Origin of the sequence: Chryseobacterium soldanellicola (genome assembly GCF_900100115.1) — a bacterium.
Taxonomy (GTDB): domain Bacteria; phylum Bacteroidota; class Bacteroidia; order Flavobacteriales; family Weeksellaceae; genus Chryseobacterium; species Chryseobacterium soldanellicola.
In genome coordinates, this window is sequence record NZ_FNKL01000004.1 from 276271 (window position 1) to 292370 (window position 16100).

General features: G+C 34.9%; 13 protein-coding genes. 6 read left to right on the plus strand and 7 right to left on the minus strand.

The annotated features are described in order from the left end of the window. The first annotated feature begins 3 nt into the window (after positions 1-3). Both BLT04_RS15320 and BLT04_RS15325 read left to right on the plus strand, forming a co-directional pair. Positions 4-1989: a urocanate hydratase gene (locus BLT04_RS15320; RefSeq protein ID WP_089756662.1), complete on the plus strand. Its 1986-nt coding sequence runs from the start codon at positions 4-6 to the stop codon at positions 1987-1989. Between the two features lie 243 nt (positions 1990-2232). Continuing rightward, entirely contained in the window at positions 2233-2991 is a 759-nt protein-coding gene (locus tag BLT04_RS15325) for a Rossmann-fold NAD(P)-binding domain-containing protein (protein WP_089756663.1), read from the plus strand. Positions 2992-3038: 47 nt separating this feature from the next. Here BLT04_RS15325 and BLT04_RS15330 read toward each other — a convergent pair whose 3' ends face one another. Both BLT04_RS15330 and BLT04_RS15335 read right to left on the minus strand, forming a co-directional pair. Continuing rightward, the gene (locus tag BLT04_RS15330) at positions 3039-3653 is read right to left on the minus strand and encodes a hypothetical protein (RefSeq protein ID WP_089756664.1); all 615 of its coding nucleotides are present in this window, start codon (positions 3651-3653) and stop codon (positions 3039-3041) included. Position 3654: 1 nt separating this feature from the next. Beyond that, positions 3655-4809: an AAA family ATPase gene (locus BLT04_RS15335; protein WP_089756665.1), complete on the minus strand. Its 1155-nt coding sequence runs from the start codon at positions 4807-4809 to the stop codon at positions 3655-3657. A gap of 238 nt (positions 4810-5047) precedes the next feature. On the opposite strand from BLT04_RS15335, the gene BLT04_RS15340 reads away from it, so the two are divergent. Further along, positions 5048-5617: a hypothetical protein gene (locus BLT04_RS15340; RefSeq protein WP_089756666.1), complete on the plus strand. Its 570-nt coding sequence runs from the start codon at positions 5048-5050 to the stop codon at positions 5615-5617. Between the two features lie 90 nt (positions 5618-5707). Here BLT04_RS15340 and tpx (BLT04_RS15345) read toward each other — a convergent pair whose 3' ends face one another. After that, complete coding sequence (tpx, locus tag BLT04_RS15345; protein ID WP_170828505.1) at positions 5708-6232, minus strand: thiol peroxidase; 525 nt, start codon at positions 6230-6232, stop codon at positions 5708-5710. A gap of 221 nt (positions 6233-6453) precedes the next feature. Here tpx (BLT04_RS15345) and BLT04_RS15350 point away from each other — a divergent pair, with 221 nt between their 5' ends. After that, on the plus strand, positions 6454-8082 hold the full coding sequence (locus tag BLT04_RS15350) for an NADP-dependent glyceraldehyde-3-phosphate dehydrogenase (RefSeq protein ID WP_089756668.1): 1629 nt from the start codon (positions 6454-6456) through the stop codon (positions 8080-8082). 239 nt (positions 8083-8321) lie between these two features. On the opposite strand, the gene BLT04_RS15355 is transcribed toward BLT04_RS15350, so the two are convergent. Further along, a complete protein-coding gene (locus BLT04_RS15355; protein WP_228421983.1) occupies positions 8322-9734 on the minus strand; it encodes a S41 family peptidase in 1413 nt (470 codons plus the stop codon). Between the two features lie 236 nt (positions 9735-9970). Here BLT04_RS15355 and BLT04_RS15360 point away from each other — a divergent pair, with 236 nt between their 5' ends. Next, a complete protein-coding gene (locus tag BLT04_RS15360; RefSeq protein WP_089756670.1) occupies positions 9971-11074 on the plus strand; it encodes an MBL fold metallo-hydrolase in 1104 nt (367 codons plus the stop codon). Here the strand turns inward: BLT04_RS15360 and BLT04_RS15365 are convergent. The 3 genes from BLT04_RS15365 to tpx (BLT04_RS15375) form a co-directional block, all read right to left on the minus strand. Then, positions 11071-11358: a GNAT family N-acetyltransferase gene (locus tag BLT04_RS15365; protein WP_089756671.1), complete on the minus strand. Its 288-nt coding sequence runs from the start codon at positions 11356-11358 to the stop codon at positions 11071-11073. The two genes, BLT04_RS15360 and BLT04_RS15365, sit on opposite strands and share 4 nt — an antisense overlap. Before the next feature lie 319 nt (positions 11359-11677). After that, positions 11678-12889 carry a DUF763 domain-containing protein gene (locus tag BLT04_RS15370; RefSeq protein WP_089756672.1) on the minus strand — a complete coding sequence of 404 codons (1212 nt, stop codon included), beginning with the start codon at positions 12887-12889 and terminating at the stop codon, positions 11678-11680. A 305-nt stretch (positions 12890-13194) separates the two neighbouring features. Continuing rightward, a complete protein-coding gene (gene tpx, locus BLT04_RS15375; RefSeq protein ID WP_089756673.1) occupies positions 13195-13692 on the minus strand; it encodes a thiol peroxidase in 498 nt (165 codons plus the stop codon). Between the two features lie 168 nt (positions 13693-13860). Here tpx (BLT04_RS15375) and BLT04_RS15380 point away from each other — a divergent pair, with 168 nt between their 5' ends. After that, positions 13861-16080, plus strand: coding sequence for an NADP-dependent isocitrate dehydrogenase (locus BLT04_RS15380; RefSeq protein ID WP_089756674.1), 2220 nt, complete (start codon positions 13861-13863; stop codon positions 16078-16080). Positions 16081-16100 lie beyond the last annotated feature (20 nt).

Consider the following 16100-nt stretch of genomic DNA (forward strand, 5'->3'; position numbering starts at 1 on the left):
AATATGACTTTCCAAGAACAAATACAACAAGGCATCCCAAGCCAGCTACCTCAGCCAAAACCATACGAAACAAATATCAACCACGCTCCGAAACGCAAGGAAATATTAACGGAAGAAGAGAAAAAATTAGCCTTAAAGAATGCTTTACGGTATTTTGAACCTCAGTTTCATGCAGAATTATTGCCTGAATTTAAGGAAGAATTAGAAAAATACGGAAGAATTTATATGTACCGTTTTCGTCCGGATTATGAGATGAAAGCAAGACCAATTTCTGATTATCCCGGAAAATCTGAGCAGGCAAAAGCCATTATGCTGATGATTCAGAATAACCTGGATTATGCGGTGGCGCAGCATCCTCATGAATTGATTACTTATGGTGGAAATGGTGCGGTCTTTTCAAACTGGGCTCAATATCTGTTGACCATGAAATATTTGTCGGAAATGACAGACGAACAAACGCTCACCATGTATTCCGGGCATCCGATGGGATTATTTCCTTCCCATAAAGACGCACCAAGAGTTGTGGTGACAAACGGGATGGTGATTCCAAATTATTCTAAGCCGGATGATTGGGAGAAATTCAATGCATTAGGGGTTTCTCAGTACGGACAAATGACGGCGGGAAGCTATATGTACATTGGTCCGCAGGGAATCGTTCACGGAACAACGATTACGGTTTTAAATGCTTTCAGAAAAATCAATAAAGAACCAAAAGGCGGTCTTTTTGTGACCTCAGGTTTGGGAGGAATGAGCGGCGCTCAGCCAAAAGCAGGAAATATTGCAGGTTGTGTCACCGTTTGTGCAGAAGTAAATCCAAAGATCACAAAAATCCGTCACGAACAGAAATGGGTGAATGAAATTCATGAAAACCTTGATGAATTAGTAGAAAGAGTTAAAAAAGCTCAGGAAAACAAGGAAACTGTTTCGTTGGCTTATTTGGGAAATATTGTTGAGGTTTGGGAAAAATTTGATCAGGAAAATTTAAGAATTGATATTGGTTCAGACCAGACTTCACTTCACAACCCTTGGGCCGGCGGATATTATCCTATCGGACAAAGTTTTGAAGAATCAAATAAAATGATGGCAGAAAACCCTGAATTATTCAAAGAAAAAGTTCAGGAAACATTAAAAAGACACGCTGCAGCCATCAATAAGCATACACAAAAAGGAACGTATTTCTTTGATTACGGAAATGCGTTTTTATTGGAAGCATCAAGAGCCGGAGCCGATGTAATGGCAGAAAATCCGACCTTGGGAAGAGAATTTAAATTCTCGAGCTATGTTCAGGATATTATGGGACCGATGTGTTTTGATTATGGCTTTGGACCGTTCCGTTGGGTGTGTACAAGCGGAAAACCGGAAGATTTGCAGAAAACAGATGAAATTGCCTGTCAGATTTTAGAAGAAATTCAGAAAAACTCTCCTGAAGAAATCCAACAGCAGATGAAGGATAATATTCAGTGGATTAAAGGCGCACAGGAAAATAAATTAGTTGTAGGTTCACAAGCCAGAATTTTATACGCCGATGCAGAAGGAAGAATGAAAATTGCAGAAGCTTTCAACAAAGCCATTAAAAACGGTGAAATCGGGCCTGTAGTATTGGGTAGAGATCATCACGATGTTTCGGGAACAGATTCGCCTTACAGAGAGACTTCCAATATTTATGACGGTTCGAGGTTTACGGCAGATATGGCCATTCAAAATGTGATTGGCGATAGTTTCCGTGGGGCAACCTGGGTTTCCATTCACAATGGAGGCGGTGTTGGCTGGGGAGAAGTAATCAACGGCGGTTTTGGAATGTTGCTCGATGGAAGCGATGATGCCGACAGAAGATTAAAGTCGATGCTTTTCTGGGACGTCAACAACGGAATTTCAAGACGAAGCTGGGCAAGAAATGAAGGCGCCGTTTTTGCTATTAAAAGAGCCATGGAAATGGAACCAAATTTAAAAGTGACGTTGCCGAATTTTGTGGATGAGAGTTTGTTTTAAACCACTTTGTCAAAGTTTAAAATCTTTGACAAAGTTTTGATATAGGAAAACCTGCCGTGAGGCAGGTTTTTTTATTATATGAAGATATTTGTTTTATTCCGAGGTGAACGTGGCCTTGTCTAACTATGCTTAGATCCTTACAGGATGACAAACTTTATGAAAATAATTTCATGTTGATAATGGTGATGAATGATGATGAATATTACCATTAAAAGCAATATTTTTGAAGTGTAAATAATAACAATGAAAAAACTAGGAATCATCGGCTGCGGCTGGTTGGGCTCACATATTGCAGAAAGATTATCCGATCGGTATGAAATTTTCGTCACCACAACCTCTGCATCTAAAGTAAAAGATTTTACTTCAAAAGGCTATCACACGACGTTGGTAAGCTTTCCAGATGATAAGTCCGGAACAATGACAGAATGGGAAGATGCGTCTCAATTAGATTCCATTATTATTACCGTTCCGTTTTCGGGGGTGAGGGGAGCAAAGGTTTCAATGAAAAACCGACAGGAAAATATGTTGAAATTCCTTGGAAATTACAAAGGCCAGTTATTTTTAATGAGCTCTACCGGAGTTTATCCCGACCTCGAAAAAGATTTTACAGAAGACGATCAGCCTGCAGACGATGTGGAAAGTGAAAGCTTTATCAGGAATAAATTTCCGCAGTCCAATATTTTGAGACTGGCCGGATTAATGGGCGGTCAGCGGCTTTTGAAGAATTATAATATTTCCAATTTGGATCTGTTGGTCAACCATATTCATTATGCTGATATTTGTTCGGTCGTTGAAAAAATGCTGAACAACCAATCTCAATCCAAAGTATATAACGTGGTGGCGCCCGTTCATCCTAATAAACAAGAGGTGATCAACGCCCAGAAAGATCTGCCGTATTCGGGAGAACGCACCACCAAAGGCAGAACAATATCACCCTCAAAATTAATTTCAGATTTGAATTTTGAATTTGAATATCCGGATCCGAGGTATTTTCATTTGTAATGATAAAACCTGCTGTGAAGCAGGTTTTTTCTAAATTTCTTTTAGAATTATATTTTATCTATTAATTCTTCAAATCTTGACTTTGTTTCTTCAGGTAAAGTTGGGTTTAATTCAGTATCTAAAGTTTTAACACCTTGTGCTTCACTAAATGTATCAATTTCTATTCTTTCTAAATGAAAATAAGTATAACTATATCTTCCTTTATCGGACTTTGTTATATATTTAATTAATTTTTTATTATTTCTAATAGATACTTCATAGTCTATATGCTCAAAATAATTGTCAAAATTGGGATGTATAAAATAATATTTATTGGATATTTTATAATCAGGTTTAATCTTACTTATATCTACAATAAAATCTATTCTATCATTTTTAATATTCATATTGCATCTTTTACATGATATGTTTAAATTGTCAATTTCAAACATATACTCAGTAAATAATATATTTCCTTTTGGTAAAATATGTTCTATGTCAATTACATAGTTAAATTCATCTTGAAAATCTCTCCTACAATAACAACATTGTTCTGAATTATTTGTTCTATAATAAAGTTTTATTTTTCTTTTGATAGGTTCTAATAATTTATTTTTCCAAATATCATCGCCTTCAGATTTTACTTTTTCAATAATCTGTAGTTCTTCAATTGTATAATTCATTTTAAGAGTAGTTGTTTGCTAATTCTAAAATTCCAGATAAAGCATTTTTTTGCTGATCATCATACGAATTATTTATTAGTTCAATAATAATGTTTTGGAAATCAGGATAAGATATTTTCTGTTCGGACAATAAATTAAATTTATTAATTACAAATTGTGAAATAAATCTATTTTCAGGCGTTGTTACATCAAAATAATAGTCATATATTTCTTCAACATTTTTTAAGTCCTTTGGTTGTTTTATAAATTGTCCATATGAAATGCCTTTAAAAATATTAACATTTTTTATATTTAATTCTGCACCATTAATAATTAATGGAGAATGTGTCGCAATTACTATTTTAGGTTGGTAAAAATAAAAAAGTTCAGTTAGCTTTTTAACATATTCTATTTGCCATTTTGGATGAAGACTATTTTCAGGTTCATCAATTATTATAACTGATTCTTCATTTATATTGACACTAATGTAAATTAAAGAAGCAATTAATGTTAGTTCCCCTGAACTTGCTTGATTTAGCAGAAAAGAATTATTATCCTTAAATAAGGTTATATCGATTTCACTAATGATATTTAATCTTTTAAGTTTGCTTTCATATTTTAAAATTTTTAAAAAGAAGAGATATTTGTATTTATTATAATCATCATTTTGATTAAAATCCAAAATAAACTTATTTTCACCTCCTATAAATAAATTGTCAGACGATCTATTTATAGAATTTAATAATTCTTCTTTTTGATTATCGTTAAAAAGATTTGATAAAAAAATTAAATCTCTAAAATCTGAATTTAAATTGTGGACTCTAAATTCTATAAGTGGTTGAAATTTTATGTAGTTAAAAACGTTTGAAAGATTAAAAAAAGCCTTTGAATCATATTTTTCTAAAACCTTTATGATTTCTCTTATTGAAGATTTTGTTATGTTTTTTCCTCTTGAACTTTTAAGTAATTTAACTTTATTTGATTTTAATGTGAATTTATCATATATGGTATTTGCAATACAGATAACTGTTTTTCTTTTATTTAAATGGTATTTTGCAATATCATTTAAATATGTACTTTTTCCGCTTCCATTTATTCCAACTATAATATTTACATCTTCATCTGATTTTGAGTTTTCAAATAACTCAGTGTTTTCATTATTGTTAAAAAAAAACATTTTATTATTGGTTAAAGTTTATAGTCTCAAATATATGAATATCTAGTAATTATAAGAATAAATATATAAATATTTGCTTTTTTTTACGGTTTAGTTTCTGTAATCCAAAACTCATAACCTACCTCCACAAATTATACCATCATAAAAACATAAATAAATTATTTCTAACCAAACATTTTTAATACCCCCATTCCAACCTTTTCCCCAAATCCTGCATCTATAATATAAAAGACATTACATGAAACTTACAATACCAAAACCATGTCATGAAAACTGGCAAAATATGACGCTTGATGAAAAAGGAAGATTCTGTTCCGTTTGTTCTAAAACCGTTCAGGATTTTACAGATTTTTCTGATGACGAACTTTTAAATAGTTTTAATTCTGATGAAAAAGTATGCGGAAGATTTAGAGAAGATCAATTAGGACGAAATATAAGCTTTTCGGTAACGAGTAAAATAGCATTGGGATTATTGGCAGCAACGGGAGCTGTAACCACTGCAAATGCCCAGGAATTAAAAAATGAAGAAGTAAAGAAAGTTGACTTTAAAAAAGGATTTGAAGGAGTAGAAGTTATCAACAAAACGATCAATAAAACCATGTGGCTGGGAATGCCAAGCCAGGAAGATATTGAATCTACACAGCCATTGATCATGCTCGACAATAAAAAGATTTCCGAAGCTAAGATGAAAAGAATAAAACCTGAAAACGTAAAAAGCATAAAAGTTTTTTCCGGTGAAGGGGCTAAAAAACTTTACGGAAAAGCCGGAGAATATGGCGTTATTGTTATTGAAAGTAAAAAAGATTAGAAATAAATTTATTTACATTGGTTTAAAAAATAATCCGGCGATCGAAGATCGCCGGATTATTTTAATTATTAGTAATATATAAGCAAAAGATTAATTTTTCACAGCCTTAATCGCTGCTTCATAATTCGGTTCGTGCGAAATATCAGCAACCTGCTCTTCGTAAATAATTTTCCCTGAAGGATCGATCACCACAACAGCTCTGCTTAAAAGGCCTTTCATCACAGAATCTGTAATTTCTACACCATACGTTTTTCCAAAATCAGAACGGAAATCCGACAGCATGACAACATTTTTTATGCCTTCCGCGCCACAAAATCTTTTCTGAGCAAAAGGCAGATCTTTAGAAATACAAAGAACCACCGAATTCGGAATGCTCGCCGCATCTTCATTGAAATGACGTACAGAAGCTGAACAAACACCAGTGTCTACACTCGGAAAAATATTCAGAATCAGGAATTTCCCTTTGTAAGAATCAAGCGTCTGATCTTTCATCGTAACATCCGTAAGCGTAAATGTTGGAGCCGGTTTGTTAACGGCGGGCAATTTTGCATACGTATGTACCGGTTTTCCTCCCATCAAAACGGTGTTTTCTGTTTTAGCTTTTTGAGCAAACATAAATGCAGAGAAAAATAATAACGTACTGAAGACTAATTTTGACATGAATTTTATTTTTAACAAATTTATTCTTTTTTAAAATGTCCAACATTAATTTTAATTCAAAAACCCTTCAAATAGAGCAAATCTATTAAGCAACTGTTTTTAAAATCAAATTTTACATCTAACTTTATTCTATCAAAAAGTTAACATTAAAAATTATTAAAAAAAATAAAAGACTTATGGAGTTAAGCAATGCCTCATCGTTTCAGGAAATTTTTAAAAGCGAAAACGAAATCCCCGAAGAATATAAAGTCCACGAAATTCATCAGCGAACCTATCTTCTAAACGGAGAGCTGGTAGAATGGAACGGAGATGTCACCAATATTTATTCACCCGTCTGCATCCGTACAGAAAACGGCTTGGAAAGAAAGCTGTTGGGAAGCATCCCGAATATCAGCCCTAAAGAAGCGATGGAAGTTTTGGAAGCGTCTGTTAAAGCCTACGACAACGGACTTGGAGAATGGCCCACAATGTCTGTGGAAGGCCGTATCAAATGTATGCAGAAATTCGTGTATTTAATGATTGAACAAAGAGATTTGGTCATTAAATTATTAATGTGGGAAATCGGAAAAACATTGGCCGATTCTACCAAAGAATTCGACAGAACGGTAGATTATATCAATCAGACGATCGATGCGTTGAAAGATTTAGACCGCGAATCTTCCCGTTTTCAGCAGGCAGAAGGTACAATTGCGCAGATTCGTAGAGCGCCGTTGGGTGTAGTTTTGAGCATGGGACCGTTTAATTATCCTTTAAATGAAATTTTTACAACATTGATTCCTGCTTTAATTATGGGAAATACAATTTTGTTTAAGCTTCCCAAACATGGGGTTTTGGCGCATTATCCTCTGTTGAATGCCTTTAAGGAAGCGTTTCCAAAAGGAACGGTCAATACTTTATACGGAAAAGGTTCCGACATTATCACCCCAATCATGGAAAGCGGAAAAGTGAATGTTCTGGCGTTCATCGGGTCAAGTAAAGTCGCAAACGGATTGAAAAAATTACATCCGAAAGTGAATCGTTTGAGAGCAATTTTAAGTTTAGATGCAAAAAATGCTGCAATTGTCACCAAAAATGCCAATCTTGATGTTGCGGTGAGCGAATGTATTTTGGGTTCACTTTCATTTAACGGACAACGTTGTACGGCGCTCAAACTGATTTTCGTACAAAAAGAAGTCGCGGAAGAATTTACTCAAAAATTGGCTGCCGCAGTTTCCGCACTGAAACCCGGCTTACCGTGGGAAAAAGAAGTGAAAATTACACCGCTTCCGGAAGTTAACAAACCACCGTATTTAAAAGAATGTATTGATGATGCATTAGCAAAAGGAGCGAAAGTTTTAAATGAAAACGGAGGTTATAATGAAGAATCTTTTGTTTTTCCGGCCGTTGTTTATCCTGTAAACAGCGATATGAAGCTGTATCATGAAGAGCAGTTCGGGCCTGTAATTCCTGTCGTTCCGTTTGAAGATATTGAAGAGCCGATCGATTATCAGGTAAATGCCGACCACGGAATGCAGGTGAGTATTTTCAGTGAAGATCCGCTGGAAGTTTCAAAATTAATTGATCCTTTCGTAAACCTCGTAAGCCGTGTCAACATCAACTGCCAGTCTCAGCGTGGTCCGGATGTTTTCCCGTTCACAGGAAGAAAAGACAGCGCAGAAGGAACGCTTTCTGTGTTTGATGCGCTTCGTTCGTTCTCGATCCGGTCTTTGGTGGCTGCAAAATTAACGGATTCCAATAAAAAACTATTAAATACCATTGTAAGAGAACATGATTCTAATTTTTTAAGCACCGACTATATTTTTTAAGTTAAAAATTCCTAATTCAGTATAAAATGCGAGTCCTCAACAAAACCAAGATTTGTTGAGGATTTTTATTATTTAAAAAAGCTGTAACATTTTCATTTAACTGAAACTAATTCTTAAGAGTAAAAGCCACGATCTCATTGAAACAGGAATTTTTAGATAAAATGGAAAAACATAAAGGAATCATTTACAAGATTTCTAAAATGTATATGGATGAATATGACGGCGAAACTTAAAAAAAATCAATAATTTTTTTCTTTTGTAATTTCATTTTTTACCCATTCCAGCTGTGGATCTTTCTTCTCAATAACATCCTGTAGTGTTTCAACAATTTTTATATCGGGAATTACCCCTTTTTGAGTCTTTGAAAAGGCAATATTAGGATTTACCAAAAGCAAACCTATGGGAAAAACCAATTTAGAGTTTGGAAGAATCTGATAAGAATAAAATCCGGCTACAGTTCCGTCGTTGGCACCACCGGTTTCTTCACCGACCAATGTGGCTCGTTTGTCGTATTTTAATTTAGAACTGAGGATTGATGAGGCTGAAAAACTTCCACCATTCATTAAAACGAAAATTTTTCCCTGAAAAGCATCTTTTTTAGGTTTTGTTATGTTGTCAGCTTTGATTTTATAGTAAGATTTTCCGTCCGTTCCTTTATAAGTGTTCAAGGCCTGTAGGAAAATATATGTTGGATAGGTCATGCTTTTTATAGCATATTCTAACGCTGTGCTTTTTTTGAAATAATTGGTTCTCAATGGGGTAAGGCCTGAACTTAACTGAGCCGGTTTTATTAAAACAAAAGGCTGATCTGTAAGATAAGAATATAAATTATTAATCTCTTCCAGCGAGCCACCGTAATTATTTCTGATATCTATGATAAGATAGGATGATTTTGCAGCTTTTATTTGGGTAAAAGTATTTTCATAAAACTTATCTGAAGAATAATGGGAAAAATTTTTAATTTTCATATAAGCAATAGAATTTTTTTCATCTAAAAATTTAAAATTCCTGTTATATGAAGTTTTGGATGCTGGCTTTTTATCAACACAGTTATCTGCCTCTTTTTCACGCTCGATAATGAAGGTTTGTTTTTGATTATTATATAAAGTTTCAATTTTTGCGTTGTCGAGCACTCCGTTTTCCAGGGTAAAAAAATGAAAGAAAATATCTTTTAAGTAATATGGCTGAAAAGTAGTGTTTAAGCCGTCACTGTTGATCAGCTTTGTGTATTTTTCGAGGTATTCAGAAACCGGAATATTATTTATAGCAACCAATTCTGTTCCCGGTTTTATATTTTGTACAGAATCCCGGTTTTCGACAATATATAAATGTTTGCCCTGAATCCGATACTTGAAACGGGTAAACAATCGTCTTTTAATTTTTAATAAATCCTCTTTAGAAAGCATTTCTGTAGGAACCTGCAAAGAAAGATGCCCTTGTTTGATACTTGTGATGACGGGTTGCAGCTTAAAATAAAATTCAATTGAGCTGAGGGGCTTGTTAATTGTTTTTTTTAAGCTGTCAATTTTAAAATCAATGTCGGATTTTGAGATGTATTCATATAACTGAGGATGCATTTGCTTTAATTTATTGTAAGCATAATCAACATCTTGCTTCAATTTTTCAGGCGGAATAAGGATATTTGTCCTCACGCTTTGTTTTTTAACAGAGACGCAGGACGAAAATACCGCTACAATTATTATAAGTAGAAAATTTTTCAAGATTGTGTTTTTTTGAAGTGGCTAAATTAATGAGTTTAAAACAAATTCTTCATTAATAAAATAATAAATTATTCAGCAGGCATTATAATTTTAGTTAAAAAATAAAGGATTAATGTTTTCAAAACGTTATATATTAAAGTCATACATTTGAAACTTATTTTAAGAAAATGATCTATACAATTATCGCGATCGCAGTTTTAATTATTTTATTATATCTAATTATTACAAATCAGGAAGTTTTTGGCGCCGAACCTACAGGAAAAAGGCTCGAAAGGATGCAGAAATCCCAGCATTATAAAAACAATCAATTTCAGAATCTCAGCTATACTCCGTCACTTGCAGAAGGTCATACGATGTCTGAAGTATTATATGACTTCTTTTTTAAGAAAAAAGATCCTTATTTAAAACCACATAAAATTGTTCCTGCGATTCATACAGATCTTAAAAATATTCCGAAAGATCAGGATGTTTTTGTTTGGCTGGGGCATTCATCGTATTATATGCAGACAGACGGAATTTCTTTTTTAGTTGATCCTGTTTTGAGTTTATATGGTTCTCCGTTTAAATTTTTCAACAAAGCTTTCGCCGGAGCGGATATTTTTAAGCCTGAAGATATGCCGGATTTAGATTATTTAATCATCACTCACGACCATTACGATCATTTGGATTATCCGACGATAAAAGCGATAAAAAATAGAGTAGAAACAGTAATTTTGCCTTTGGGAGTTGGTGCGCATTTAGAGAAATGGGGCTACGAAGAACATCAGATTATCGAAGAAGAATGGGGCGGGGAAGCCGTTTTAAAAAATAATATCAAAATCATATATACGCCGGCGAGACATTTTTCAGGAAGAAAATTCAAAAGAAATGGAACACTCTGGACTTCCTATGTCCTGGAAACTCCTACAAAAAAGATGTTTTTAGGTGGTGACAGCGGTTATGATACCCATTTTAAAATGATTGGTGAAAAATATGGGCCTTTCGATTATGCAATCATCGAAAACGGACAGTACAATCAAGCCTGGAAGTACATTCATGCGCTGCCGGAAGATGTAATTCAGGCAAGTATTGATGTGAATGCGAAAAATATTATCCCTGTTCATTCCTCAAAATTTGCACTGGCCCTTCATCCCTGGAATGAGCCTCTGAAAAAAATAACAAGTCTCGGAAAAGATAAAAATTTAAATATTTTAACCCCAATGATCGGTGAGCCGGTTGATCTAAATAAAACAGATCATTTATTTGGTGATTGGTGGGAAGATAATAATTAAGCGTGCCAGATATCTTTGTATCTTTTAGGGTGGTTTTCAAACTGTTGTCTTACAAAATCGCATTCAGGATCTATCAATAAATCCTTTTCTTCGGCATAACGAACCAGCTCATCGAGAAGCATTTTGGCATATCCCTGACCTTCCCTTTCTTCATCAAGCTTTGTATAATAAACGATGAGCAATCTTCCGTCAATTTCTATGGACATATAGCCTGTCTTTTTCCCGTCAATAAATATCTGCAACTCATCCTGATAGGGAGATACCTCGAATTTTATATTTTCCATAATTATTGATATTTGGTTGATTTGAATTTGTTTTTTACGAACTTTATTTAAATTCTCTTCTTTAAAATTACAAATTTATTTTAGAATTAAAAAATTTAGAATTTGGATTAAACACAAAAGAGACAAATATTTTTTAAACCCAAATCAGTCATCAATAGGAACGGGCTTTAGCTGTTTTAAGATTAAAATAAATCAATGGTCTTTAGCCAAAACTTAAAATAATTTTTGTTGAAATTTCTACAGAATTACAAACATGAGTTTTATTTTCAAAAAATAATCATGTTTATTCGCGGAAAATATTAGTGTTAATTGTATTTAATTAAAATAAAGAAAGTTGAATCGATTTTGAACCTGAAGGTTTCTGAGCATCACCAAAAACAGTTTTTCCGCCGAAACGCCACGAATTCTGTCTCTCTTCTTCAATCACTTCCTGAATATCAAAATTGGGCGTGAAATCTTTTTCTGTGGCTTCAACAATCTGATGAAGCTTGTTCAACGTTTTTAATTTATCTGAATTTCCAAGCTTTGATTTTTCAATTCCTGACCTTAAAATCTGAATGCTTTCATCATAAACTTTGGTCGGAACCGGAAATGGATGTCCGTCTTTTCCACCATGAGCAAAGGAAAATCTCGCTGGATCTTTAAATCTTGAAGGTGCACCGTGAATCACTTCACTCACCAACGCTAAAGACTGCATCGTTCGCGGTCCGACGCCTTCCAACATCAATAAATCTTCGAAATTCTGAGGCTGTTGCTCGCGCGTTACATATAAAAGTGCACCAAGACGTCTTAAATCTACATCAGAAGCCTGTACATCATGATGGTTGGGAAGAATTAACCGTGAAAAATCGCTCATAATTTCCGCAGAATCGGTGTGGGAAATATTCAGAATTCCTTTTCTGTTTTCTGAGGCTTCTGAATCTGTTAAGTTTAAAATTTTACCTCTTGAAATTCCGTTAATTCCTGTGTGGGGTTCTTCAATAAAGGATTTTATATTTTCTGAATGCCAGTGATAACGTCTTGCGGTTCCGTCTGATTCGTGCATTCCCTGTTGAACGACGCTCCAGTTTCCGTTGTCTGACAAAATAAAATTATGCAAATACAATTGATAACCATCCTGAATTGCCGTATTATCAACCTTTGCGGAAAGTTTGCTGGCTCGCACCAATTCGGTTCCGTTCAAACCGGTTTTGTCTGCAATTTGAAGTAATTCTGAGGGTGTATCCCTGGAAAACTTGCCTTTTCCGCCACAAATATAGAGCCCAAGCGATTGTGAATTAGGATTAATGGATCGTTTCAAAGCGCCCATCACGGAAGTTGTGATCCCTGAAGAATGCCAGTCCATTCCCATCACCGCGCCAAAACTCTGAAACCAAAACGGGTCAGCTAGTCGACGAAGAACTTCATCTTTACCATAATCGGCTAAAATCACTTCAATAATGGAAAGCCCGAGAATTGACATACGTTCATACAGCCACGGCGGTACTTTGCCGTAGTGAAGGGGTAAATCTGCTGTTCCTGAACGTTTCATTGTGTAAAGGTAGAGGTATTGTTTTTAATTTTTAGTGACTTGAGTCAGTGTTTTTAAAAAACTGTTGAAATGATTGTATTTCATAAATTTCGCCAAACTTATAAATGCTTCGACAAGCTCAGCATGACATCGCTACAAATATAAAAAAGAAGTTAGTATTAGAATTGTCATGCTGAGCTTGTCGAAGCATTTATAGATTCCATGAAAATATTTAAAAACAAATCTTTATGCTTTCTTCATCTCACTGCCAAAAAAGCCTTGTAAAATAAACTTTCACAAGGCTTTTATAAAAATTTTATCGCTAATTATTTTAATGCTTCAATGGCAGCACTGTAATTTGGTTCGTCGGCAATTTCTGAAACCTGTTCCGTATAAAGCACTTTATTATTTTCGTCAGTTACGATTACGGCACGGCTCAAAAGGCCTTTCATCGGAGAATCTGTGATCGTTACTTCATAATCATCGCCGAAGCTGCTTCTGAAATCTGAAAGTGTTTCAACATTTTTTAAACCTTCTGCAGCGCAAAATCTTGTCAAAGCAAAAGGTAAATCTTTAGAAACATTAATGACAACAGTATTTTCAAGGTTTGAAGCTTCTTCATTGAATTTTCTTGCAGAAGACGCACAAGTCGGCGTATCGATGCTTGGGAAAATATTGAACACTTTTTTCTTTCCTTCAAAACTTTCCAGCGTTTTTACATTTAAACCTGAATCTACCAGAGCAAAATCTCTTACAGTTGTTCCCACTGCCGGTAAAGTTCCTATTGTATGTACTTCGTTTCCTTTTAAAGTGATATTTGACATAATTTTATTTTTTAAGTTTTTCAAATTTAATCAAAATAGAAAGCTTTTTTTATCAAATAAAGGTTAAATAATTCTTAAAGTCGAAAATCTTATTTAGGTTTAATCTAAAAAAATTAAATTTTAACTAAATTTGTGGAACTAAAAAATCAAATAATAAATAACAGTATAATGTCAGACAAATCAAAAATCTATTACACATTAACGGATGAGGCTCCCATGTTGGCGACACACTCGTTTTTACCGATTGTAAAAGCATTTACAAAATCAGCAAATATTGAGATCGCAGTTCCGGATATTTCTTTGGCAGGAAGGATTTTAGCAAACTTCCCTGAATTTTTGAAAGATGATCAGAAAATCGATGATGCATTGGCTCAATTAGGTCAATTGGCAACTCAACCTGATGCAAACATTATCAAATTACCGAATATTTCAGCTTCTGCACCCCAGTTAGACGAGGCGATCGCTGAATTACAATCTAAAGGTTTCGCAGTTCCGAATTATCCTGCAGAACCAAAAAATGACGAGGAAAAAGCGATCAAAGCTAAATATGCCAAAGTATTGGGAAGTGCCGTAAATCCTGTGTTAAGAGAAGGAAATTCTGACAGACGTGCTCCAAAAGCTGTTAAAAACTACGCAAAAGCAAACCCTCACAGAATGGGTGACTGGGCTTCTGACAGCAAAACTGACGTTGCGCATATGAACAACGGAGATTTTTATGGAACTGAAACTTCAACAACGTTAGAAAACGCAACAAAATACAAAATCGTATTCAAAGGAAATGATGGTGCTGAAACTTTATTAAAAGATTTCGCGGGTCTTCAGGCTGGAGAAATTATCGATTCTTCTGTAATGAATTTAAATGCTTTGAAAGCTTTCGTACAGGAAGCTATCGAGGAAGCTAAAAACAGAAACGTACTTCTTTCTGCTCATTTAAAGGCTACGATGATGAAAATCTCTGACCCTATTATTTTCGGAGCGATCGTAGAAACTTTCTTTAAAGATGTTTTCACGAAATATGCTGAGACATTCAAGTCTTTAGATGTTAATCCAAATAACGGTCTTGCCGATCTTTTCGAAAAAATCAAAGGAAACGCTCAGGAAGCTGACATTAAAGCTGATATCGACGCTGCTTTGGCAAACGGACCAAGAGTGGCAATGGTAAATTCTGACAAAGGAATTACCAACTTCCACGTTCCTTCTGACATTATCGTTGATGCTTCTATGGCTGCTTTGGTAAGAGGTGGCGGTAAAATGTGGAACAAAGAAGGCAAGGAAGAAGATACGGTTTGTATCATTCCGGACCGTTCTTATGCAGGTTTCTATCAGTCTGTTATTGATGATATGAAAGCGCACGGAAAATTAGATCCTACAACAATGGGTTCTGTTCCGAATGTTGGTTTAATGGCTCAAAAAGCTGAAGAATATGGTTCTCACGATAAAACTTTCCAGGCCGCTGCAGATGGAACAATTGAAGTGCAGGATGAAGCTGGAAACATTCTTCTGTCTCAAAAAGTAGAAAAAAGCGATATTTTCAGAATGTGCCAGACGAAGGATGCTCCAATTCAGGATTGGGTAAAATTAGCGGTAAACAGATCAAGATTGTCTGATACGCCTGCTATTTTCTGGTTAGACAAAGGAAGAGCGCACGACAGAGAAATCATCAAAAAAGTAGAAAAATATCTTGCCGATCACGATACAAACGGACTTGACATTAAGATTCTTGATGTAAAAGACGCCATGACGGAAACGTTGAAAAGAGCAAGAGAAGGAAAAGATACTATTTCTGTTTCAGGAAACGTATTGAGAGATTATTTAACGGATCTTTTCCCAATCCTTGAGCTTGGAACTTCTGCTAAAATGCTTTCTATCGTTCCATTGATGAACGGTGGTGGCTTATTTGAAACGGGTGCGGGTGGTTCTGCTCCAAAACACGTTGAACAATTCTTGGAAGAAGGATATTTAAGATGGGATTCTTTAGGTGAGTTCCTTGCTTTACAGGCTTCTTTGGAGCATTTAGCGCAAACTCAGGGCAATACAAAATCTCAGGTTTTAGCTGATACATTGGATGAAGCGAATGCCAAATTCTTAGCTACAGATAAATCTCCTGCAAGAAAAGTCGGACAGATCGATAACAGAGGTTCTCACTTCTATTTGGCAATGTATTGGGCGGAAGCTTTGGTTAACCAGACAAAAGATGCTGAATTAGCGGCTCACTTTGCCCCGGTTGCAGAAGCAATGCATGAAAATGAAGAAGTAATTAATGCTGAATTAATAGGTGCTCAAGGTAAGCCTCAAAATATTGACGGGTACTACAAAACTGATACCTATAAAACGTATGCGGCCATGAGACCGAGTACCGTTTTAAATGAAATTATCGACGGAATCTAACAAAAATCAATACAATTCCC